Raw genomic sequence first — 19,901 nt, 5'->3', positions numbered from 1 at the left:
CAACTTCTTCTTATCGGAGGTATCGGCGGTTACTGGCTCGAAATCTGGAATAGAGCCGCCGACGAACTGTTCGACAGGTAACCAGGTAACTTTCACAATAGCCCACATTTATAGGTGGAATCGTCGTTGCTTCGAACGCACCAGATGGGGTGTTGACCATGGAGAGAGAACAACCGACCAGCGAACAGACAACCGACGAACCGACGGACGAATCGAGGCGTACGTTCCTCAAGAAGGGCGCGCTGGCGACCGGCGCGGTCGCGCTCGGCGTCTCGGGATCGAACACCGCCGCGGCACAGCAGCAACAGGACGTGCTGACGTACTTCGACGACTACCAGCCGGGCCAGTCGTTCCGGGCAATCGCCCAGCTACCGCAGGACATCACGGTGACCCTGCTCTCGCTCCCAAACGGCAATACGGTGCCGGAGATCAGCCAGCCCGACGACTACAACGCCTACGTCATCCGGCCCACGACCGGCCAGAACGACAGGGCGGCGGGAGCCACGTACCTGTTCACCCGCTCATCGCTCAACACCGACAACCAGTTCCGGTTCGGGACGAGCGCGAACGTGTTCAGCAGCCAACTCAGCCTCGTTAGCACGTCCGCCAGCCAGGGTGGCGGCGGTGGCGGAGGCGGCGGCGGATAAATCCGCCTCGAACGAGGACTCGGCTATTTTTTGACCCAGAAGTAGACCGCTCAGCGTGAGGACTCGCTTTCTTCGGCCCGACGGGCGGAGTCGCGACTGCGGAGTCAGGCCAGGCCCATCCCCTCTATCTGTTCGAGTTCGACCTCGACGCGGACGCCTTGCGGGAACTCCAGGTCGGCGACGCGCCGGGCGACCTCGTTGTGGCCGACTATCTCCATCTTTCGCGTGTAGACGGTGTACTCCCAGCTCTTGAACTGACGGTTCTCCTCGCCGGAGACCGACTTGTACTGGGGGACGCGTTTGTGGTCCGGCGGGTCGGAGTGGGGACCTTTCAACTCCGCTCCCTTTCGCTCGGCTATCGACCGGATGTTCGAGACGACGCCGTCGAGGGCGTGTCGATCGCCGCTCTGGAGAAGTATCTTCGTCACGAAGGTCATGGCTGGTTCTGATGGAGGTATACCGTCCTGGTACGTAAAGGGCGTGTTTTGCCGGACGCCGACCGTAGTTTCCGGCCGAGAACGGCGTTCAATCCCCTCCTCCGCCGACGGATTCAACGTCGCCGGCGGAGCGCGCCGAAGATAATCTGTAGCGCTCCGACATCCATTTAATGGCCGGCCGCATACGTGAACGCAATGGCAGTTCAAGCTACGAGCGCGGGTGCTATCCTGTACAGGGATACCCGCGGTCGCAAGGAATACCTCCTCCTCAAAAGTCGCCCGGGCGACTGGGAGTTTCCGAAGGGCGGCGTGGAGGGGGACGAAGAGCTACAGCAAACCGCTATCAGGGAGGTGAAAGAGGAGGCGGGCATCGACGACTTCCGCCTCCTCGACGGGTTCCGTGACGATTACAGCTACGTCTTCGAAGCGAACGGCAAGACGATTCACAAGACCGTCCACCTGTTCGTCGCGAAGTCGTTCGAGGCGAGTGCGGAACTGTCCCACGAGCACAGGGACCTCCAGTGGCGCGACTACGAACAGGCTATCAACACCATCACGCAGGACGGTCCCCGCAACATCCTCCGGGACGCACACGAGTTCCTGCAGGACCGCGACGAGAACTGACTCGAAAAAGTTCTTCGACCGATTACGAACGACGGGCCAGCAGCGCGACCGCCGCGAGCGCGACCGCCGCGACGCCCGCGCCGAAGCCGGGTTGACCGCCGCTGTCGGTCGTCGTCCCGGAGTGGGTCGTCGTGTCGGACGTCGTCGTCGTCGTGCCGTCGTCCGAGGAACCGTCGGTCGTGGTCGTCGTGGTCGTCGTCTCACCCTGCACGTTCATCCCACCCTTGACCTGCGAAAGCCACGCAGATCCGTTGTAGAGGCGGACGTCGATGCCGTACATCCGAGGTTCGAACGAGTCGGTCGACGTCGACGACAGGACGCTGACCGAGTCGTCGCCCTTCGCGCTCATCGCCGAGCTGGGGTCGCTCGCCTTCGACGTGTCGAACACGAGGGATATCTGGCCGTCACCGTTCTCGTCCACGACGGAGGTGTTGACCCTGTACTTCGCGGCGCCGCCGCCGATCAGGACGTGGGCCTCGCTCGTACCGTCGAGGCTGAGGTTGATCGTCGCTTTCTCACCGTTCTGTACGTCGACGATGGACGACCCGAGCGTCGCGCTTCCGTTAGGCGCCGGCTGCATGGAAGCGGGCGACACCGCCTCGGGCTCTGCGTCCGCGTTCACTGCGTTGGGGGGCTGTGCGACTGCGGATCCGACCACTAGCGAGGTAAGCACCAGTGCGACGAGTATAGTACGTACGTTCATGGTAGTTCGCAGTTTGGATTGACAAAACTCCGCACGTAAAATCTGACAGCTGGTTGTAAATGTTTTCTGATATCTAAGCGTATTCGAATGGTTTACCGGGGCGGGACTGCTGGGACGACTATGGAGCCCGAGTTCGTCTTCGAACTACGGACGTGTCGGTGGGCCGAGCGAGCGTGGCATCCCGACGGCGACTGCGATGCCCTCGTCGCCCGACAACTCGGGACGAAGCGCCGCCGCTGGGACACCGTCGTCGTCGAGGTGGACGCCGACGCGCTGGCGCGACGCGAGCAGTTCGGTCGCCGTCGACTCGACTCGGACCTGCTCCACGTCGTCCGCAACGCGCCCGAAGAGTGGGCGTGGTACCAGAACGCGCTCCCCGACCCCGGATACCCGTGGCGGTACGTCCGCGAGACCATCCACCGTGCGGACGACCGCGGAATCCTCGACGTTCGCAAGCGGCGGAACCGCCTCCAGGTACGGCGACGCTACCGGTATCCGGACTGGGTCGAACGCATCGTCGCCGTGGAGAACAAGCCCGACCTCGACGCGAGCGCGGCCCGCGCCCTCCGCGGCCAGGTCGAACGGGACGTCGCGCTGGCGCTCGCGGACGAGGTCTGGGTCGCGACGCGCGCGACGGGCGACCGGGTCGAACCCGCGCTGCTGGAGGCCATGCCCGTCGAGGTCGGCATCCTCACCTTCGAAGACGACGACGCCGAAGTGGCGTGGTTCCCCCGGTCGCTGGACGTGGACGCACCCGGTACGCGCATCCTCGAACGACCGGAGGGCGGAACGTACGACCGGTCGGCGGCGCGCTTCGAGTACGCCGACACCGAGTGGAAGCGCGAGAAGCGCCTCGCCATCGCCGAGCGCGCCTACGAGCGCGGCTGGCGGTCGTACGCGGAGACGATGCGGCCCGACTGCCGACACTTCGAACTGCGCCACGAGGGCGCGACGATGCTGCCGTACTGTGCGGCGAAGGGACGGTGTCAGACCGCCGCTGAGTGCTCGCAGTCCTGTTCGCAGTTCGAGCCCGAACCGCCGACCTGGCGACAGCGCGGCTGGCCCATCGAGGGCGGCCCAGGGAAGGGCATCCGGCGACTGCTGGAGCGGCGGCGCGAGCGCGAGCGACCCTAGTTCTTCTGTGCCGTCTCGACCTCGATGTCCTCGCGCGGAGCGGCGAGTTTGAACGTCGGTACGGTCCGGTAGACGACCTCGACGACGCCCTTCCGCTTGAGCGCCTGGAGCGCCGACCGCACCTCGTCGGCGCTCGGGTCGATATCGAACGCCTCGCGGAGGTCGTGCAGGACCGAGACGACGCTCTGGGAGCGCTCGTCGGGACCGGCCAGCACCTCGAACACGCGGCGCTGGAGGTCCGGGACGCGGACGACGCTCGGCACGTCCTCGCCCTCTTCGGCCTCCACGCCGGGTTCGACGTCGACGAGGTCGTTTGCCTCCGCGGTCGCGCGGATGTAGCTGTCCTCGTCGCGGTAGTAGTACTCCCCGAGTTCGTTCTCGAGATACTGGTGGACCTCGCTGCCGCTCTCTAACCCCCACCGCTCCTGGAGTTCGCTGTTCTTCGTCGGTTGCAGTTCGACCAGGTCGGCGAGTCGTTCCCGGACCTCCTCGGACAGCGTCATCGTTCCGGGGTTCGGCGTCCGGGTTATTTGCACCTTCCGAAGACGCTCGTCGCGTCCCCGCGATGGCGCGTCGCCCGTTCGCGCCTCCGCCGGGCGGTCGACCGGCGCGGGACCGGCGCCAGAGCGGCCGACGCGACGTCTCTGGTCGGAACCGGCCCCGCCGGGCAGGAGAGACGACTCGTCGACTCCCGGCGAGTCCACTCACTTCCTGCCGGTCGCTTCGTTCCCGGCAGTCGTTCGTTCCCTCGCCGACGTCACGCTCGCGATGCTCGCGTGACTCCCGGCGACTCGACTCGTGACCACGTGATACCGTACCGCGGTCTATCGAAGCCGAAAAGCACTTCACTCCCATAATTATATCTAATTACGACTCATGCCGCAGAACTTCCCCGACTACCTGGACGTCGACTACGACGCCGGCGAAGGCGAAGATCCGGCCGACTACCCTTCGCTCGAGGACAAGATCGAGAAGGCCATCGAGGTCACGCGCGAGGGCCTCGAACAGTACGAGAACCCGGCCGTCATGTGGACCGGCGGCAAGGACTCCACGCTCACGCTGTACTTCATCAAGGAGGTCGCCGAGCGGTTCGACCTCGAAGTCCCGCCTGCGGTGTTCATCGACCACTACCAGCACTTCGACGCCATCCACGACTTCGTCGAGAAGTGGGCCGACGAGTGGGACCTGGAGGTCATCTACGCCCGCAACGAGGACGTGGGCGAGTACGCCGAGGAACACGACCTCGAACCCGGCGACGACATCCCCGTCTCGGAGCTCGACGAGCACAACCAGCACCACATCCGCGACCTGCTGGAGTACGAGGAGGACACGTTCCCGTTCCTGCTCGACACCTACGTCGGCAACCACCTGCTGAAGACGGTCGCGCTGAACGACGCGCTCGAAGAGTACGACGTCGACGGCGTCATCTCCGGCGTCCGCTGGGACGAACAGGAGGCTCGCGCCGACGAGACGTTCTTCAGCCCGCGTCACGACCCCGACATCTACCCGCCCCACGACCGCATTCAGCCGATCCTCCAGTTCGACGAGGCCGCCGTCTGGGACGCCTTCTGGAACTTCGTCGTTCCGGACACCGTCGACGAGTACCCCGACGACGGCTACGTCCCCGAGTCCGCCGACGACCTGCCGAACGACCTCACGCAGGACGACATCCCGGTTTCGCCGAAGTACTTCGCCGGCTTCCGCTCGCTCGGTAGCGAGGTCTCCACCGAGAAGAGCGCCCAGGAACCGGCGTGGCTGCAGGACATGGAGAACACGACCGAGCGCGCGGGCCGCGCCCAGGACAAAGAGGACCTGATGGAGCGCCTGCGCGACCTCGGCTACATGTAGAACCCGTTAGGACGCCCACGGTCGTCAGCACGTACTGACGACGACCCCTTATAAGGGGTTCATCGAAAGCATCTCTCTTTCGCACCACTTCGTTCCGTTCGGGCGTCGGTCCGCTTGGCCGCCGCGCGCTCTCTCTCTCCTCTCTCACGGTTTCACCGTCCGCGCGTTTCCCGGCGCGTAGCGCCTCGCACCGCTCGCCCCGGATTGGGGCGTCCGGCGACGGAGTACCAGCAGGCTCGGCGGTCTCGCCGTCCCCGTTCTTTCATATGTCTACCGACCGAACTGTCGGTCATGAACTCCGAGTCAGCGCTGTCAGCCCTCGCCGACTCCGGGAGCGACGCCGAATCGACGGGCGACCCGCGGCGACCGGCGGGAGGACGGTCGTGACCGTCGCCGTCGTGGGGGCCGGTGTCGCCGGCCTCGTGGCCGCCCGGCGTCTCGCCGACCTGGGCGTCGACGTGGCAGTGTTCGAGCGCGAGGAGGCGGTCGGCGGTCGCGTGCGCTCGACGCGAGAGGACGGATTCGTCTTCGACCGCGGATTCCAGGTGCTGTTCACCGCCTACCCCGCGGCGCAACGAGAACTCGACTACGACGCCCTCGACCTGCGGTACTTCAAACCCGGCGCGGTCGTCGCCCGGGAGAACCACCGCTCCGTGCTCGCCGACCCGCTGCGCGACCCGACGGCCCTGCTGGAGTCCGCGGCGAACCGCGACGTGACGGTGGGCGACAAACTCCGGACGCTCAGGCTCCGACGGGAACTCGCCGACAAGCCGAACCGCGACATCTTCGCGGGCGAGGACGCGTCCATCGCTGAGTACCTCGACGACCTGGGGTTCTCCGCGAAGTTCGTCCAGAACTTCGCCGCGCCGTTCTACGGCGGCATCACGCTCGACCGGACGCTGTCGACCTCGAAGAAGGTGTTCGAGTTCACGTTCAAGATGCTGACGCGCGGGCGCATCGCCGTGCCGGCCGACGGGATGGGGGCGATTCCCGAACAGCTCGCCGACGCGGCCCGCGACGCGGGAGCGGAGATCCGTCTCGGCGAGACGGTGACGGCGGTCGCGGGCGGCGACGACCCCGGACTCTCGCTCGGCGGCGAGACGCTGTCGGCGGACGCGGTCGTCGTCGCGACCGACCCGAAGTCGGCCCGCGACCTGACCGACGTCTTCGCGATACCGACCGGCGAGCGCGGCTGTGTCACCCAGTACTTCGCGGTCGACGAACCCCTGGGAGCCGGCAAGCGCATCCTGCTGAACGCGGGCGACCGGAGGGACGGGCCGGGCGGCGAACCCGGTACCGCGCCGAACGAGGTCGTCCCCCTCTCGACCGTCGCGCCGGAGTACGCGCCCGACGACCGCGAACTGCTGAGCGCGACGTTCCTCGGCGCGCCGGACGAGACCGACGACGACCTCGCCGAGTCGGTCCGGGAGACGCTCGCGGCGTGGTATCCCGAGCGCCGGTTCGGGGACCTCGAACTCCTGCACACCGCCCGGATGCCGTTCGCGCAGTTTGCCCAGCCACCCAACATCTTCGACGCGCTGCCGGACAACCGGGCGCCGGACGAAGAGGGCGTCTACCTCGCGGGCGACTACACCGAGGCGTCGTCGCTCAACGCGGCGATGGAGAGCGGTCGAAAGGTGGCCCGGGCGGTGTACGAGGACCTGTAACCCTACAGCAGTCGCCGGAACTCGCCGAGCGGCGGGAACCGGTACGTCTCGTCGCCGTCCTCGTCGCGGACGATGGGCCGGAAGTCGTTCGTTCGGGTGACGAGCGGCGAGTCGAAGTCGCTCCCGGACAGCCGGTTCACGACCACGCCGGCGGCGAGGCGGGTGAACGCCGGAAGGACGAGCACGTCGCTGCCGGCGTAGACGTCCGGTCCCCAGAGGTAGCACGGCCGCTTCCTGCCCTCTATCTCGATGGCCGGGTGGTCGTGGCCGACGACGTAGCGCGGCGCCGTCCCGTCGGGCGTCTCGTGACCGTGGCAGACGAGCGTGTCGTCGGCGAGGCGGTACTCGTCGCGGTGGTTGACGACCGTTCCGAGCATCGCGTCGTGGTTCCCCCGGACGACCGTGAGGTCCGCGCCGGCGTCCGCGACCAGTCGACGGAGTGCCGCCACCGTCGCTTCGACGCCGTCCGGAACGTGGTCGAACGCCTGGAGCACGTCGCCGGCGAAGACGACTTCGGCGGGGGCGAACCGGTCCAGCAGGGCGTCGAGCCGACCTGTCAGGTCCGCGCGCTCGCCGAGAGGGAGTTCGACGTTCGCGACGGCGTCCCGTCCGACGTGGAGGTCCGCGAGGACGAGCGCGTCGGCGGCCGGAAGGTAGACCGCCCGGTCGCGGAACTCGGCGTTCGCTGCCGGACCGGGCGCCTCGGTCCCCTCGTCACCGACCGGCATCGTCCCGCCTGGTTCCGCCGTCCGCCACGACGGTGCGCCGGAGGTCGTACTCGTTGCCGGTGACGAGGTACGCGACGTCCTCGACGATGGTCAGGACCTCCGGTACGTCGCGGACGACGAGCCACAGGATGCCGACGAGCGCGACGAGCGCGAGCAACTGGCTCAGCACGCGGTCGGCGATGAAGAAGGAGACCATCCCGGGCTGGCTGTACCCCACGAGGGTCGTGATGGGGTCGACGAAGAACTGGAACCACTGGTTGCCGAACGCGAGCGCGATGAACACGTTCCGGGCGACGTTGAGCAGCCAGATGACGCCGACGGCGAGCGCGAACGCCCGAAGCTTGCGCCCGAGCGACGCGTCGACCGCGGCGATGAGGCCGCCGAAGATGCTCATGCTCCCGATGCCCGTGCAGGCGAGCACGAGGTAGGTGTAGTACTGGTGGCCGGTCTCGTCGGTGAAGATGAACGCGCTGTGGTAGCCGTTCTCCTTCGCGACGGTGAACGCGGGGTCGTAGCCCAGCGCCTCGATGACGAGGTAGGTCTGGTAGCTCACCGCCTCCACGAGGAACTCCCGGGCGGGTTCGACGGTCGTGAACGGAAGGTAGATGAGTCCCATCGCGCCGACGGCCCGCGAGAGGAGGAACAGCGAGTCCCGCCCGGCGTACAGCTGGTAGCCGGCGTAGAGACAGAGCGGGACCGCCGCGAGGCTGAGCGCGCCCTCGACGAAGCTCTTCATGCCGAAGGCGAACTGCGGGAAGAGGACGCCCCAGAACGCGCCGAAGGCGACCCACGCGCCCGCACCGACGGCCCTGGCCCGCCGGCGGTCGTACCGTTCGAGGGCCGCCGTGGCGACGAACGCCGCGACGACCACCCACGCCAGCACGTCGGGGAGGAACTCGGGGACGACTGCAGTCACGAATTAACTCTCGGCACGCCGAAATATAGACCTGACGCTCTCTTTCACGCTCAGAAAAAGCACCGGCCTCGTCCGGGCGAGCAGCGTCAGGTGCTGTCGCCGGACTCCGGGGGCAACCGCCGCGAGACGGACGCCGAGAGAGCCGTCCCGGTCGGCGGGTCGCCGGCACCGGAACCGTCGCTCGCGGAAACTGTTCGGAACCCCGAAATCGGCCGACGTTGGCGGAGAACCCACACCGTTTTGGTCGCGCCGGGACTGGAAGAGAGTATGACTCTGCAGACGCGATTCGCACGCTTGCGGTCCCGCTTCGAGGTGATGTCACCGTGAGCGAGGGCGGCATCGTGGGGGAGTTCCTCTCGCTCAAGGAGGAGGCGGACGCGGACGTGCTGACGATGCAGGTGGGCGACTTCTACGAGTTCTTCGGCGAGGACGCGGAACTCGTCGCGGACGCGCTTGACCTGAAGGTCTCCCAGAAGTCGAGCCACGGGAGCAGCTATCCGATGGCCGGCGTTCCCGTCGACGACCTGACGCCGTATCTCAAGAGCCTCGTCGAGCGCGGTTACCGGGTCGCCGTCGCCGACCAGCACGAGACTGACGACGGCCACGCCCGGGAGGTGACGCGCGTGGTCACGCCCGGGACGCTGCTGGAGACGACCGACACGGACGCCCGGTACCTCGCCGCCGTCGTGTGCGACGAGGACGTCGGCCTCGCGTTCGCCGACGTGACGACCGGTCGGTTCCTCGTGACCGACGTCGAGGACGCGGACGCCGCGCTGACGGAACTCTACCGCTTCGCGCCCGCGGAGGTGCTGCCGGGTCCGGACGTGCGCAACGACGACGAGTTCCTCTCCCGTCTCCGGGAGCGAGTGGACGCCTCGCTGTCGCTCCACGAGGCCAACGCCTTCGCGCCCGGCAAGGCCCGCCACGTCGCCCGCGAGCAGTTCGGCGAAGCGGCGCTGTCGAGCGTCGGCCTCGACGCGAACGCCGGGGACTCCCCGGCCGTCCGGGCGGCGGGCGCGGTCCTGGACTACGTCGAGACGACCGGCACCGGGGTGCGGGAGTCGATGACCCGGCTCCAGCAGTACCGGCGGGGGGACCACGTCGAACTCGACGCGACGACCCAGCGCAACCTCGAACTCACCGAGACGATGCAGGGCGACCGCGAGGGGTCGCTGTTCGCCACGGTCGACCACACCGTCACCAGTCCGGGAAAGCGCCTGCTGAAGGAGTGGCTCCAGCGCCCCCGTCGCTCGCCGGACCTGCTCACCGAGCGCCAGGACGGCGTCGCCGCGTTCGCGGAGGCCGCGCTGGCCCGCGAGCGCGTGCGGGAGCGCCTGGACGACGCCTACGACCTCGAACGGCTGGCGAGCAAGGCGGCCCACGGAAGCGCCGACGCCCGCGACCTGCTCCGGGTACGGGACGCCCTCGCCGTGCTCCCCGACGTCGCCGACGCCGTCGCGTCCGACCCGACGCTCGCTGACTCCCCGCTCGTCGACGTGGTCGAGCGACCGGACCGCGAGGCGGCCGACGCGCTCAGGGCGGAACTCGCCGACGCGCTGGCCGAGGACCCGCCGGGCACCGTCACGCAGGGCGGCCTCTTCCGGACGGGGTACGACGACGAACTGGACGCCCTCGTCGAGCAGTACGAGGAGGACGTCGAGTGGATAGACACCCTGGCGGAGCGAGAGAAGCGCCGCACCGGCATCACCCACCTCCAGGTCGACCGCAACAAGACCGACGGCTACTACGTCCAGGTCGGCCAGTCCGAGACGGACGAGGTGCCCGAGGAGTACGAGGCCATCAAGACGCTGAAGAACTCCGAGCGGTACGTCACCGACGAACTCCAGGAGCGCGAGCGCGAGATTCTGCGCCTCGAAGAGCGGCGCGGCGACCTGGAGTACGAACTGTTCGAAGAACTCCGCGCTCGCGTCGCCGCCCGCGCGGAACTTCTCCAGGACGTCGGTCGGGCGCTCGCGGAACTCGACGTGCTCGCCAGCTTCGCGGTCCACGCCGTCGAGAACGGGTGGGTGCGCCCCGAACTCGCGGACTCCGGGCTCGAAATCCGGCAGGGTCGCCACCCGGTCGTCGAGCAGACCACCGAGTTCGTGCCGAACGACCTGCGGATGGGGACGTCCGGTTCCGACGCCGGTCGCGAGTTCCTCGTCGTGACGGGGCCGAACATGAGCGGGAAGTCGACGTACATGCGCCAGGCCGCGCTCGTCGTCCTGCTGGCGCAGGTGGGGAGCTTCGTCCCCGCCGACGAGGCGCGGGTGGGCCTCGTGGACGCCGTCTTCACCCGCGTCGGCGCGCTCGACGAACTCGCGCAGGGCCGCTCGACCTTCATGGTCGAGATGCAGGAACTGAGCAACATCCTCCACTCCGCGACTGAGGACTCGCTGGTCGTCCTCGACGAGGTCGGCCGCGGCACCGCGACGTACGACGGTATCTCCATCGCCTGGGCCGCCACGGAGTACCTCCACAACGAGGTGCGGGCGAAGACGCTCTTCGCCACCCACTACCACGAACTCACGACGCTCGCGGACCACCTGCCCCGCGTCGAGAACGTCCACGTCGCGGCGGACGAGTCGGACGGCGACGTGACCTTCCTCCGCACCGTTCGGGACGGGCCGACGGACCGCTCGTACGGCATCCACGTCGCGGACCTCGCGGGAGTGCCCGCCCCTGTCGTCGACCGGTCGCGCGAGGTGCTGGAGCGACTGCGCGACGAGAAGGCCATCGAGGCTCGCGGTTCTGAGTCCGACGAGACGGTCCAGGCCGTCTTCGACCTCGGGTCGGAGAGCTTCCAGAACGGCGCGTCGCCCGACGCGTCGTCGCCCGAGGCGGGCGAACGCACGGCGAGCGCACCGGCGACGGCCGAGACGGCGGGCGACGGGAGCGGTTCGGCGTCGCTCGACCCGGCCACCGCGGACGTGCTGGACGAACTCGCGGACGTCGAGGTTGCCGACACGTCGCCGCTGGAGCTGATGGAACGGGTCAACGAGTGGCAGGAGCGACTCGCCGACGAACGCGGAGCGGGGGACCGATGACCGACCCGCATCTCCGGGCGACCATCAGCCAGAAAGCGGCGCTGTTCGAACCGGAGGGCGACGTGCTCGTGCTCCGGACGGACGACGAGAGCTGGGAGCTCCCCGGCGGTCGCATCGAACGCGGCGAGGTGACCGAAGACGCGCTCCGCCGCGAGATACGGGAGGAGACGGGGCTGGACGCGGAGGTGGGGTGGCCGGTGTACACGGCCGCGTGGCAGAATCACGACGACGACGGGCGATACTCCGTCGTCTACCGGTGTCACGTCGAATCGCGGGTCGTGACGCTCAGCGACGAGCACGTAGAGGCCGTGTGGTGCTCGCCGGGCGCGACGGAGGAACGCCTGAACGAGGCCCAGCGAATCGGGGTCGAGCGCGCGGCCGAGATCGACGGACGCTGACTACCGGCTTATCTGCAGGTTCTCTGCCTCGCCGACGACCGTCCAGTCGTCGTCCCCGAGGGCGTAGTGGCGAACCTGCGGGGGCTCCCACGCGCCGTCGACGTACTCGGAACTGACCTCGCAGCGGCGGATGGACTCGTCCGCAGGGTCGATCTCGATGCGGAACCGGTCGTCGGGAACGTAGCGGACCGGACTGGCGCGTCCCTCCATCGTCGTTCCGTCGTCGAGCGTTATCGTGAGGTCGTGGCCCGGCAGGAGTTCGTCCAGCGTTTCGGTGAACGATGCCATGGTCACGAACTCACGCGACGGGCGTGCGTAAGTGTGCTGGCCCCGCCCGTCGGCACGTCGGAACCGGGCGGCGACCGTTCGCGTCGCTACTCCTCCTCGGGCCACTCGGCGTCCTGGCCGTGGAAATCGATGCCCATCCGGTGGGCGGACCGCGATATCATGTGCGCGCCGGTCGGCGCGGTGATGAACAGGAAGGCGATGCCGACGAGCGAGGTCAGGCCCGCCCCCGCACCGCCGTAGTAGACGAACCCCGCCAGGAAGAGCGAGGCCGCCCCGAGCGTGGTGGACTTGCTGGTGGCGTGCAACCGGTTGTACACGTCGGGGAGTCGCAGGAGGCCGATGGTACCGACCGCGAGGAAGAAGCTCCCGACGACGACGAGCGCGACGACGACGATGTGCTGGAGATTCATTTGATGATGTCCCCCTCGATGACGTACTGGCTGACCGCGATGGTGCTGATGAACCCGATGATAGCGAGCACGAGGCTCACCGTGACGAACAGGCCCTCGCCCGTCTGGAGCGCGAACAGGACCGCGATGGCGACGACGTTCGTCGCGATGGTGTCGAGCGCGACGACCCGGTCGGGGACCGTCGGTCCGCGGATGACCCGGTAGCCGGCCAGCAGCGTGAGCGCGCTGGCCAGAATCAGGCCGCCGTTCACGGCGAGACGGAGGAGTTCCGGGTCAGACGCCACGCTTCTCACCTCCGTCGTTCCGCGCTCCTGCACGACGCGGCTCGCGCTCACTTCGCATCGCGCTCACCTCCGTCGTTTCGTCGTTCCACGCGACGTGGCTCGCGCTCGTCCGCCCCCTGACCACGATAGCGGGCGGGCATCTCCGGCACCGGGTCGCGGGGTTTGCTCTCCTCGTCGAACAGGACGAGGGCGTAGTCCTCCCACGTCCGGATGGGGTCGACGATGGACTGTCGGTCGCGGGCGTCGATGCTGTGCACGTAGAGCACGTTGGTCTCCTCGTCGTAATCCATGGTCAGCGTTCCCGGCGTGAGCGTGATGCTGTTGGCGATGGTGGTTATCGCGCCGTCCGTCTCGACGCGCAGCGGGACGACGACGACGCCGGGGCGAATCGGCATCCCGGGAGCGAGCACGCGGTACGCCACGTCGACGTTCGCCGTCGCGAGTTCCTTCAGGAAGACGGCGACGTACAGTCCGGCGTACGGCGCGGCCCGGACGTTCCGGCCGAGTTGGGTGTCCTGCGTGTAGAACCGGCGGAAGGCGAAGGCGATGGGGAGGCCGACGGCGAGGCCGATGAGGAACTCGCCGACCACGGTGTCGAGGCCGTCGACGCCGCGGACGAACAGCCACAGCAGGGCGAGAACGACGCCGACGACCGGCCACTTGCGGACTCTCACGCGTGCCCACCTCCCGGACCGACGGCCTGGACGTAGCCCTGGCGGTCGATGGCCGCGTTCGCCGCCGCCTCGGCCGCGCGGAAGACCGGGTCGAACCCGACGCCGACCACCACGACGACGGCCGCCATCGCGACGGCGACGGCGACGCCCGTCGCCGGGTTGCCGTGTCGGACCGCCAGGCTCTTCGACCCCCAGAAGCCGCGGTTCCACGCCAGCGATAAGTACGCGATGGTGAGCATCGCACCGACGAGCGCCAGCGCGACCGCCGCCGTCGCCCGGGCCTGCCCCGCCACGTCGAACACGAGCATCTTTCCGAAGAAGCCCGACAGCGGCGGGATGCCGATGAGCGACAGCGCTCCGACGAAGAAGGTGCCGGAGAGCACGGGGTTCTCGCGGGTCAGTCCCCCGAGTTCGTCGAACTGTATCGTCCCCGCCGCGGAGTACACCGACCCGGAGACGAGGAAGAGCAGGCCCTTGGCCAGCGCGTGGTTGAGCGCGTAGACGAGCGCCGCCGTCACGGCCAGCACGCGCACGTCCGGGACGGTCGCGCCGATGGCCAGCGGCAGGACGATGAACCCGATCTGGCCGATGGACGAGTACGCCAGCAGGCCGTCCACGTCGGCCCGGCTCACCGCGCCGAGGCCCCCGACGAGGATGCTCGCGGCCGCCATGACGAACAGGACGGGACCGAAGAACGCGAGCGCCGAGGGGACCCCCACCGGGTCGGTGAGTCCGGGCAGCGAGAGGCCCTGTAGCGACAGCGCCGAGAAGACGGTGAAGTACAGTCGGACGATGGCGTAGACGCCGACCTTCTTCACGACGCCCGCGAGCATCGCGGACACCGGCGCGGGAGCGGCGCGGTACGCCGCCGGCACCCAGAACTGGAACGGAACGAGGCCGGCCTTGAGCGCGAAGACCGCGAAGAGGAGCGCCGACAGGCCGAGGACGGGCAGCGTGTCGACCCCGTACTGCGCGGGAGCCGCCAGTCGTCGCGCGAGGTCGGCCATGTTCAGCGTGCCGACCGTGGAGTAGAGCCCCCCGATGGCCAGGAGCATGACGGCGCTCCCGACGAGGTTGAGGACGACGTAGTGGAGCGCGGCGCGGGTGTGTTCCGGCCCGGAGTAGAAGACGACGAGCACGTAGCTCGACATCAGCATCACCTCGAACCAGACGAACAGGTTGAACACGTCGCCGGTGAGGAACGAGCCGGTGACGCCGACCATCATGAAGTGGTACAGCGGATGGTACGAGAGCCGCTGGCCGAACGCGTCGACGTACTGGACGGAGAACACGAGCGCGGCGAGCGACACGGTCGCCGCCAGCGCGAGCATGAACGCCGACAGCGGGTCGGCGACGATGGAGATGCCGTACGGCGCCGGCCAGCCCGAGAGCTGGTACGGTATCGTCTCGGCCGCCCCGAGAGGGTCGACCTCGCCCCACAGCAGCGCGACCGCGACGGCGTACCCGACGCCGCCGAGCAGACTTACCCCGCGCTGGAGGCGGGGGAGTTTGCGCACGAGCAACGTTCCGATGGCCGTCACGAGCGCCACGACCAGCGGCGCGACGACGAGTTGGTTCATGCCGAATCACCCAGTTCGTTCATGTCGATGGTGCCGTGTTCCTCGTAGACGCGGTACGACAGCACGAGCGCGAACGCCGTCGTCCCGAAGCTGATGACGATGGCGGTCAGCACGAGCGCCTGGACGAGTGGGTCGGTGACGTTCACCGCCCCGCCGTGACCGCCGCCGTGCGCGTCCGGCAGGAACGGGACGCCCCCGCCGAGGCCGCCCATGGTCACGAGGTAGACGTTCGCCGCCTGGCTGATGATGACGACGCCCCAGACGACCCGGACGACGTCCCGGCGCAGGACGAGGAACGTCCCGAGCGCGAACAGCGCGCCGATGACGCCGGCGAGGACGAGCTGGGTCATTCGGCTCCCACCACCGAGAGGATGGTCAGGAGCGCCCCGACGACGACGAGGTAGACCCCCGTGTCGAACGCCAGCGCGCTTGCGACGTGCAGTTCGCCGTAGACGGGGACGTGGTGCAGCACCCAGAACGTCTGGTAGAGGAACGCGTCGCCGAACGCGACGGCGACGATGCCGCTCCCCGCCGCCAGCGCGAGGCCGACGGCGAACAGGGCGCGGTAGTTCTCGACGATGCCGTACTGTAGGTGTTCGATGGGTCCGCGGACGACCCGCTCGAACAGTTCCTCCTCCAGGTAGTTCAGCCCGTAGACGATGTAGATGAGCGCGAACGCTGTCGTCGTCAGCACGCCCGCGATGAAGCCGCCGCCGGGGAGGTTGTGTCCCTGGAGCATCAGCGCGATGGCGGTGACGAGGATTATCGGTACCACCGTGCGCGTGACGGTGCGCGAGATGACCGTCGTCATTGCGTCCCACCTCGCTCCCGCATGGCGACGAGGGTCAGTACAGAGAGAGCGGCCATCGCGACGACGGATATCTCGCCCATCGTGTCGAACGCTCGGTAGTCCACCAGGATGACGTTGACGATGTTGTGACCGCCGGCCACGTCGACGGTGTTGTGCGAGTCGATGAAGTACGACGCGATGAGGTCGGGCTGGGCGGCCGTCGAGACGAGCACGGTGACGGCCACCGTCGCGCCGACCGCGAGCGAGAGCGCGCCGTCCCTGACCGCCCTGGACCGCTTCAGTTCGCCGTAGAACGCCGGCAGGCGGTCGAGCACGAGCAGGAAGATGACCAGCGTCAGCGTCTCGACGACGAGCTGGGTGAGCGCGAGGTCCGGCGCGTCCGCCAGCACGTAGAAGATGGCGACCATGAACCCGAGGATGGAGAGGGTGAGCACGCCCGAGATGTGGGATGGTGCGAGGGCGACCGCCGTCGCGCCGACGACGGCGACGCCGAGCACGAGCGCGAGCGGCAGCGTCATGTCCGGCGCGAACTCGAACGCCGGCAGCGCGACGCTCGCGGCGAGGTAGCCCCCGAGCGCGAGCGCGACGACGCCCGCCAGCGTCCACGTCGCGTAGGTCCGGAGCAGACCGGTCTGGATCCGGGGAACGGCGGTCGCGCTCGCCTCGTTCAGTCCGTCAACGGTGCCGTCGTACCACCAGTTCGCCCGGAGCGGGTCCACCGACAGGAGGCGGTTGATGCCCCGGTGGAGGTCGTCGTAGAAGGGGTAGGCCGCCGCCCCGACCGCGATGGTTATCGCGCTCATGAGCACCGGCGGCGTGACGTGGTCCGGCAGGTAGTAACTGAAGTGCACCTCGGTACCCGGCGGGGAGACGCTCCCCATCACCTCGGCGACGAAGTGGTCGAGCGCCGCGGGAGCGACGCCGAACGTGGCGGTGACCCCGCCGAGACCGACGAGCGCGGCGAGCACGCCGAGGATCGCCGGCGGGACGAGCATCGCCTTCGGCGGGCTGTGGACGTGCAGTCGGTCGGGCTTGTCGCCGAAGAAGAGCATCAGGAACCGAATCGAGTAGAGGAAGGTGAAGACGCTCCCGAAGACGGCGACGACGGGGTAGAGCCACGCCAGGCCGCCCTGCAGTTCCGCGGCGTGGTAGGCCGCGTCGAACAGGAACTCCTTGGAGTAGAAGCCGTTGAACGGCGGGACGCCGGCCATCCCGAGCGCGGCGACGACCGTGATGGCACCGGTCACGGGCAGGTCGTCCCAGAGGCCGCCGAGTTCGGCTATCTTCCGGGTGCCCGCCTCGTGGGCGATGATGCCGGCGACGAGGAACAGCGCAGCCTTGAACAGCGCGTGGTTGAGGATGTGGAAGGCACCCGTCTCCGCGCCGAGGTCGGAGGCGAACCCGAACCCGGCGACGATGAGGCCGAGGTGGCTCGCCGTCGAGTACGCCAGCAGTTCCTTGATGTCGGTGGCGGCGACGGCGAGGATGGCGGCTATCGTCATCGTCGCGAGGCCGAGCACGGTGAAGACCGCGGACCACTCCGGAATCCCGTGGACGCCCTCCGGCAGGAAGACGGGCCGGAAACGGCCGACGAGGTAGACGCCGGCTTTCACCATCGTCGCGGAGTGGAGGAACGCCGAGACGGGCGTCGGGGCCTCCATCGCGTTCGGCAGCCAGACGTGGAGCGGCACCTGCGCGGACTTGGCCGCCGCGCCGATAGCGACGAGACCGAGCACGGGGACGAACAGCCCGGCCGAGTGGAGCGACTCACGCACCTGCTCGGGGTGGTTCACTATCCACGACAGGTCGAACGTGCCCGTCACGTTCGCGAGCAGCAGGAAGCCGACGAGCATGAACAGGCCGCCGGAGACGGTGATGAGCATCGACTTCCGGGCGGCGTACTGCGAGGACGCCTGGTCGCTGTAGTGGCCGATGAGGATGAACGACGACAGGCTCGTCAGCTCCCAGAAGACGAACAGCGCGACGAGGTCGGCGGCGAACGCGACGCCGAGCATCGACCCCATGAACGCCAGGAGCGCGGTGTAGTACTTCGCCTTGCCCGGTTCGTCGTGCATGTACCCCCTGGAGTAGGTGAGGATGAGTACGCCGACGCCGCTGGCCAGGAAGCCGATGAGCAGCGACAGGCCGTCGACGTAGAACCGCAGGGAGACGCCGAGCGCGGGAATCCAGTCGAACGAGACCGACCCGTGAGTACCGTACTGGCTGGCGACCAGCCCGAAGCAGGCCAGCGCCACCGCCGCCGCGTAGTAGGCGGTGCGCTCGCCGAGAACGCGGTAGACGAGCGGCGTCACCGCCGCCGCCGCGAACGGGAGCACGACCAGCGCGAGTACAACCACGGCTGCCGGTTCCGATGTCGGTTGCACGTTCGAGAGTGAACCGCGGACCTGACTTAACAGTTCTCAAACTCCGGAGCCAGCGGAGGTTCGAATCGGCGCAGTTCCGCCCGAACTGACCCGGCTGGCGAGCCCGACCGGCCCGCAGTCAGGCGAACTCGATGCGCTCGTCGCCCGGGTCGACGGTCACCTCGCCGCCCACCGGCACCGGTGCGACGGGCGCGGTGTGGCCGAAGTCGAGGTCGAACACGACCGGCGCGTCGGAGTTGTACTCCGCGACGACCTCCGCGACGGTCTCACGCTGGCGCTCGCGGTACGCTGCCCGCTCCTCTGGCGACCGCTCGACGTCGAGAGAACGGGCCTTCGCGCGGCCGACGAGGACGGCGTCGAACCGCTCCAGCAGGCCGCGCTCGCCCATCGCCGTCATCGTCCAGCGCACGTCCATGGCGCTCGGTAGCTCCTCCGAGGTCTCGAGCAGGAGCACCGCACCGTCCAGGGCGTCGGGGTCGGGCACGTAGCGGTTCACGGAGAGCTGCTGGTCGACCACCGACAGGCAGCCACCCCACGTTCGGCCGGTGACGCGTTCGTCGCCGCCGCGCCACGTCCAGCCCGGATTCGGCTCCATCTCGCGACGCTCGTCGAGCGTCTCCGGGTCCGCCCAGTCCAGGTCCTCGTCGGTGAACCGCTCGGCCGGTCGGAGTTCCCCGAGCGAGTCCGAGAACAGCGCTCGTTCGAGGTACTCCACGGTGTAGTCGTGCATCGACCCCTGCATCGCGAACTCCGTGAAGAGGGTGCCGCCGTAGAACGAGACCACGCCCTCGTTCCACAGGACGGTCTCGACGTTCGTGTTGTCGCTTATCCCGTAGAATCTCGTGGGGTTCTCGGCGAGCACCTCGGGGTCGAGGTGTTTCAGGATGCGGACCTGGTCGTATCCTCCGATGGTGGTGACGACGCCCCGGATGTCGGGGTCGGCGAAGGCGTCCATCACGTCTCTCGCGCGCGCCTCGGGGTTGTCGTACAGCCACTCGGGGTCCGCCGTCGCGGTCGGAAACTCGACGGGGTCGAGGCCGAACCGCTCCTCGAGACGTTCGAGACCGAGTTCGTACACGTGCGGGTACTTCTCCGCCAGACTCGTGCCCGGGGAGACGACGGCCACTTTATCGCCCGGTTCGAGGCTCGGCGGGACGACCCACTCGCTCATGTCCGTGGCGTCGTCCGGTCACCTGAAGTACCTTTTCGTCCGCCGCGTCGTGGGCCGTCCGTCGACGCTCGCCCCGGCTAACGAACCGTTAAGCCGTCCCTGCGCCGGACAGCGGGTCGCTGCGCAGTGGTTAACCGTACCATAACAAAG

General features: G+C 68.3%; 21 protein-coding genes. 7 read left to right on the top strand and 14 right to left on the bottom strand.

All coding sequences use genetic code 11. The annotated features are described in order from the left end of the window. Positions 1-158: 158 nt before the first annotated feature. Positions 159-647: a twin-arginine translocation signal domain-containing protein gene (locus tag ACTF4R_RS14635; RefSeq protein WP_440008620.1), complete on the top strand. Its 489-nt coding sequence runs from the start codon at positions 159-161 to the stop codon at positions 645-647. A 104-nt stretch (positions 648-751) separates the two neighbouring features. On the opposite strand, the gene ACTF4R_RS14630 is transcribed toward ACTF4R_RS14635, so the two are convergent. Continuing rightward, entirely contained in the window at positions 752-1,084 is a 333-nt protein-coding gene (locus tag ACTF4R_RS14630; protein WP_440008619.1) for a 30S ribosomal protein S10, read from the bottom strand. Positions 1,085-1,279: 195 nt separating this feature from the next. Between ACTF4R_RS14630 and ACTF4R_RS14625 the strand changes: the two genes are divergently transcribed. Continuing rightward, positions 1,280-1,708, top strand: coding sequence for a bis(5'-nucleosyl)-tetraphosphatase (locus tag ACTF4R_RS14625; RefSeq protein ID WP_113277321.1), 429 nt, complete (start codon positions 1,280-1,282; stop codon positions 1,706-1,708). A 22-nt stretch (positions 1,709-1,730) separates the two neighbouring features. Here ACTF4R_RS14625 and ACTF4R_RS14620 read toward each other — a convergent pair whose 3' ends face one another. Beyond that, complete coding sequence (locus ACTF4R_RS14620; protein ID WP_440008618.1) at positions 1,731-2,288, bottom strand: DUF7827 domain-containing protein; 558 nt, start codon at positions 2,286-2,288, stop codon at positions 1,731-1,733. A gap of 243 nt (positions 2,289-2,531) precedes the next feature. Between ACTF4R_RS14620 and ACTF4R_RS14615 the strand changes: the two genes are divergently transcribed. Beyond that, on the top strand, positions 2,532-3,545 hold the full coding sequence (locus ACTF4R_RS14615) for a DUF5787 family protein (protein WP_440008617.1): 1,014 nt from the start codon (positions 2,532-2,534) through the stop codon (positions 3,543-3,545). Here the strand turns inward: ACTF4R_RS14615 and ACTF4R_RS14610 are convergent. Next, complete coding sequence (locus ACTF4R_RS14610) at positions 3,542-4,048, bottom strand: DUF5797 family protein (RefSeq protein ID WP_433633926.1); 507 nt, start codon at positions 4,046-4,048, stop codon at positions 3,542-3,544. The genes ACTF4R_RS14615 and ACTF4R_RS14610 overlap by 4 nt on opposite strands. A 373-nt stretch (positions 4,049-4,421) precedes the next feature. Here ACTF4R_RS14610 and ACTF4R_RS14605 point away from each other — a divergent pair, with 373 nt between their 5' ends. Both ACTF4R_RS14605 and ACTF4R_RS14600 read left to right on the top strand, forming a co-directional pair. After that, positions 4,422-5,393: a phosphoadenosine phosphosulfate reductase family protein gene (locus ACTF4R_RS14605; RefSeq protein ID WP_433633907.1), complete on the top strand. Its 972-nt coding sequence runs from the start codon at positions 4,422-4,424 to the stop codon at positions 5,391-5,393. 383 nt (positions 5,394-5,776) lie between these two features. Further along, on the top strand, positions 5,777-7,060 hold the full coding sequence (locus tag ACTF4R_RS14600; RefSeq protein WP_440008616.1) for an NAD(P)/FAD-dependent oxidoreductase: 1,284 nt from the start codon (positions 5,777-5,779) through the stop codon (positions 7,058-7,060). Positions 7,061-7,062: 2 nt separating this feature from the next. On the opposite strand, the gene ACTF4R_RS14595 is transcribed toward ACTF4R_RS14600, so the two are convergent. Together ACTF4R_RS14595 and artA are read right to left on the bottom strand one after the other, a co-directional pair. Beyond that, positions 7,063-7,788, bottom strand: a complete 726-nt coding sequence (locus ACTF4R_RS14595) for a metallophosphoesterase (protein WP_440008614.1) — start codon at positions 7,786-7,788, stop codon at positions 7,063-7,065. After that, positions 7,775-8,704 carry an archaeosortase A gene (gene artA, locus ACTF4R_RS14590; RefSeq protein WP_440008613.1) on the bottom strand — a complete coding sequence of 310 codons (930 nt, stop codon included), beginning with the start codon at positions 8,702-8,704 and terminating at the stop codon, positions 7,775-7,777. Before artA ends, ACTF4R_RS14595 begins: the two co-directional genes overlap by 14 nt. A 323-nt stretch (positions 8,705-9,027) precedes the next feature. Here artA and mutS point away from each other — a divergent pair, with 323 nt between their 5' ends. Then, positions 9,028-11,751 (top strand): DNA mismatch repair protein MutS, encoded by a 2,724-nt coding sequence (mutS, locus tag ACTF4R_RS14585; RefSeq protein WP_440008612.1) that lies wholly within the window; start codon positions 9,028-9,030, stop codon positions 11,749-11,751. Further along, positions 11,748-12,149 (top strand): NUDIX hydrolase, encoded by a 402-nt coding sequence (locus tag ACTF4R_RS14580; RefSeq protein WP_440008610.1) that lies wholly within the window; start codon positions 11,748-11,750, stop codon positions 12,147-12,149. The genes mutS and ACTF4R_RS14580 overlap by 4 nt, the downstream gene beginning before the upstream one ends. Here ACTF4R_RS14580 and ACTF4R_RS14575 read toward each other — a convergent pair whose 3' ends face one another. From ACTF4R_RS14575 to ACTF4R_RS14535, 9 genes are all read right to left on the bottom strand, one after another. Beyond that, positions 12,150-12,437 carry a hypothetical protein gene (locus ACTF4R_RS14575; protein ID WP_440008608.1) on the bottom strand — a complete coding sequence of 96 codons (288 nt, stop codon included), beginning with the start codon at positions 12,435-12,437 and terminating at the stop codon, positions 12,150-12,152. An 86-nt stretch (positions 12,438-12,523) separates the two neighbouring features. Then, positions 12,524-12,847 carry a monovalent cation/H(+) antiporter subunit G gene (mnhG, locus tag ACTF4R_RS14570; protein WP_440008607.1) on the bottom strand — a complete coding sequence of 108 codons (324 nt, stop codon included), beginning with the start codon at positions 12,845-12,847 and terminating at the stop codon, positions 12,524-12,526. Next, positions 12,844-13,131, bottom strand: coding sequence for an MrpF/PhaF family protein (locus ACTF4R_RS14565; RefSeq protein WP_440008606.1), 288 nt, complete (start codon positions 13,129-13,131; stop codon positions 12,844-12,846). The genes mnhG and ACTF4R_RS14565 overlap by 4 nt, the downstream gene beginning before the upstream one ends. Positions 13,132-13,178: 47 nt before the next feature. After that, positions 13,179-13,805, bottom strand: coding sequence for a Na+/H+ antiporter subunit E (locus tag ACTF4R_RS14560; protein ID WP_440008604.1), 627 nt, complete (start codon positions 13,803-13,805; stop codon positions 13,179-13,181). Then, positions 13,802-15,385 carry a complex I subunit 5 family protein gene (locus tag ACTF4R_RS14555; RefSeq protein WP_440008603.1) on the bottom strand — a complete coding sequence of 528 codons (1,584 nt, stop codon included), beginning with the start codon at positions 15,383-15,385 and terminating at the stop codon, positions 13,802-13,804. Before ACTF4R_RS14555 ends, ACTF4R_RS14560 begins: the two co-directional genes overlap by 4 nt. Further along, entirely contained in the window at positions 15,382-15,735 is a 354-nt protein-coding gene (locus ACTF4R_RS14550) for a sodium:proton antiporter (protein ID WP_440008601.1), read from the bottom strand. Before ACTF4R_RS14550 ends, ACTF4R_RS14555 begins: the two co-directional genes overlap by 4 nt. Continuing rightward, entirely contained in the window at positions 15,732-16,196 is a 465-nt protein-coding gene (locus ACTF4R_RS14545) for an MnhB domain-containing protein (RefSeq protein ID WP_433633887.1), read from the bottom strand. Before ACTF4R_RS14545 ends, ACTF4R_RS14550 begins: the two co-directional genes overlap by 4 nt. Beyond that, on the bottom strand, positions 16,193-18,580 hold the full coding sequence (gene mbhE / locus ACTF4R_RS14540) for a hydrogen gas-evolving membrane-bound hydrogenase subunit E (RefSeq protein ID WP_440008599.1): 2,388 nt from the start codon (positions 18,578-18,580) through the stop codon (positions 16,193-16,195). The genes ACTF4R_RS14545 and mbhE overlap by 4 nt, the downstream gene beginning before the upstream one ends. Before the next feature lie 118 nt (positions 18,581-18,698). Continuing rightward, positions 18,699-19,751: a S66 family peptidase gene (locus tag ACTF4R_RS14535; protein ID WP_440008598.1), complete on the bottom strand. Its 1,053-nt coding sequence runs from the start codon at positions 19,749-19,751 to the stop codon at positions 18,699-18,701. Positions 19,752-19,901 lie beyond the last annotated feature (150 nt).

The sequence above is a fragment of the Halomicrococcus pelagicus genome (assembly GCF_051917725.1).
Taxonomy (GTDB): domain Archaea; phylum Halobacteriota; class Halobacteria; order Halobacteriales; family Haladaptataceae; genus Halomicrococcus.
The sequence above is the reverse complement of the archived record's forward strand: the minus strand, read 5'-3'. Positions and strand labels throughout refer to the sequence as shown.

Bases quoted from the DNA above. Each gene is read 5' to 3' on its own strand.
- ACTF4R_RS14545 (WP_433633887.1), bottom strand. From the start codon at position 16,196: ATGACGACGGTCATCTCGCGCACCGTCACGCGCACGGTGGTACCGATA.
- ACTF4R_RS14550 (WP_440008601.1), bottom strand. From the start codon at position 15,735: ATGACCCAGCTCGTCCTCGCCGGCGTCATCGGCGCGCTGTTCGCGCTC.
- mnhG (WP_440008607.1), bottom strand. From the start codon at position 12,847: ATGAATCTCCAGCACATCGTCGTCGTCGCGCTCGTCGTCGTCGGGAGC.
- ACTF4R_RS14610 (WP_433633926.1), bottom strand. From the start codon at position 4,048: ATGACGCTGTCCGAGGAGGTCCGGGAACGACTCGCCGACCTGGTCGAA.
- ACTF4R_RS14605 (WP_433633907.1), top strand. From the start codon at position 4,422: ATGCCGCAGAACTTCCCCGACTACCTGGACGTCGACTACGACGCCGGC.
- ACTF4R_RS14630 (WP_440008619.1), bottom strand. From the start codon at position 1,084: ATGACCTTCGTGACGAAGATACTTCTCCAGAGCGGCGATCGACACGCC.
- ACTF4R_RS14615 (WP_440008617.1), top strand. From the start codon at position 2,532: ATGGAGCCCGAGTTCGTCTTCGAACTACGGACGTGTCGGTGGGCCGAG.
- ACTF4R_RS14575 (WP_440008608.1), bottom strand. From the start codon at position 12,437: ATGGCATCGTTCACCGAAACGCTGGACGAACTCCTGCCGGGCCACGAC.
- ACTF4R_RS14555 (WP_440008603.1), bottom strand. From the start codon at position 15,385: ATGAACCAACTCGTCGTCGCGCCGCTGGTCGTGGCGCTCGTGACGGCC.
- ACTF4R_RS14635 (WP_440008620.1), top strand. From the start codon at position 159: ATGGAGAGAGAACAACCGACCAGCGAACAGACAACCGACGAACCGACG.
- ACTF4R_RS14620 (WP_440008618.1), bottom strand. From the start codon at position 2,288: ATGCAGCCGGCGCCTAACGGAAGCGCGACGCTCGGGTCGTCCATCGTC.
- ACTF4R_RS14535 (WP_440008598.1), bottom strand. From the start codon at position 19,751: ATGAGCGAGTGGGTCGTCCCGCCGAGCCTCGAACCGGGCGATAAAGTG.
- ACTF4R_RS14625 (WP_113277321.1), top strand. From the start codon at position 1,280: ATGGCAGTTCAAGCTACGAGCGCGGGTGCTATCCTGTACAGGGATACC.
- ACTF4R_RS14580 (WP_440008610.1), top strand. From the start codon at position 11,748: ATGACCGACCCGCATCTCCGGGCGACCATCAGCCAGAAAGCGGCGCTG.
- ACTF4R_RS14595 (WP_440008614.1), bottom strand. From the start codon at position 7,788: ATGCCGGTCGGTGACGAGGGGACCGAGGCGCCCGGTCCGGCAGCGAAC.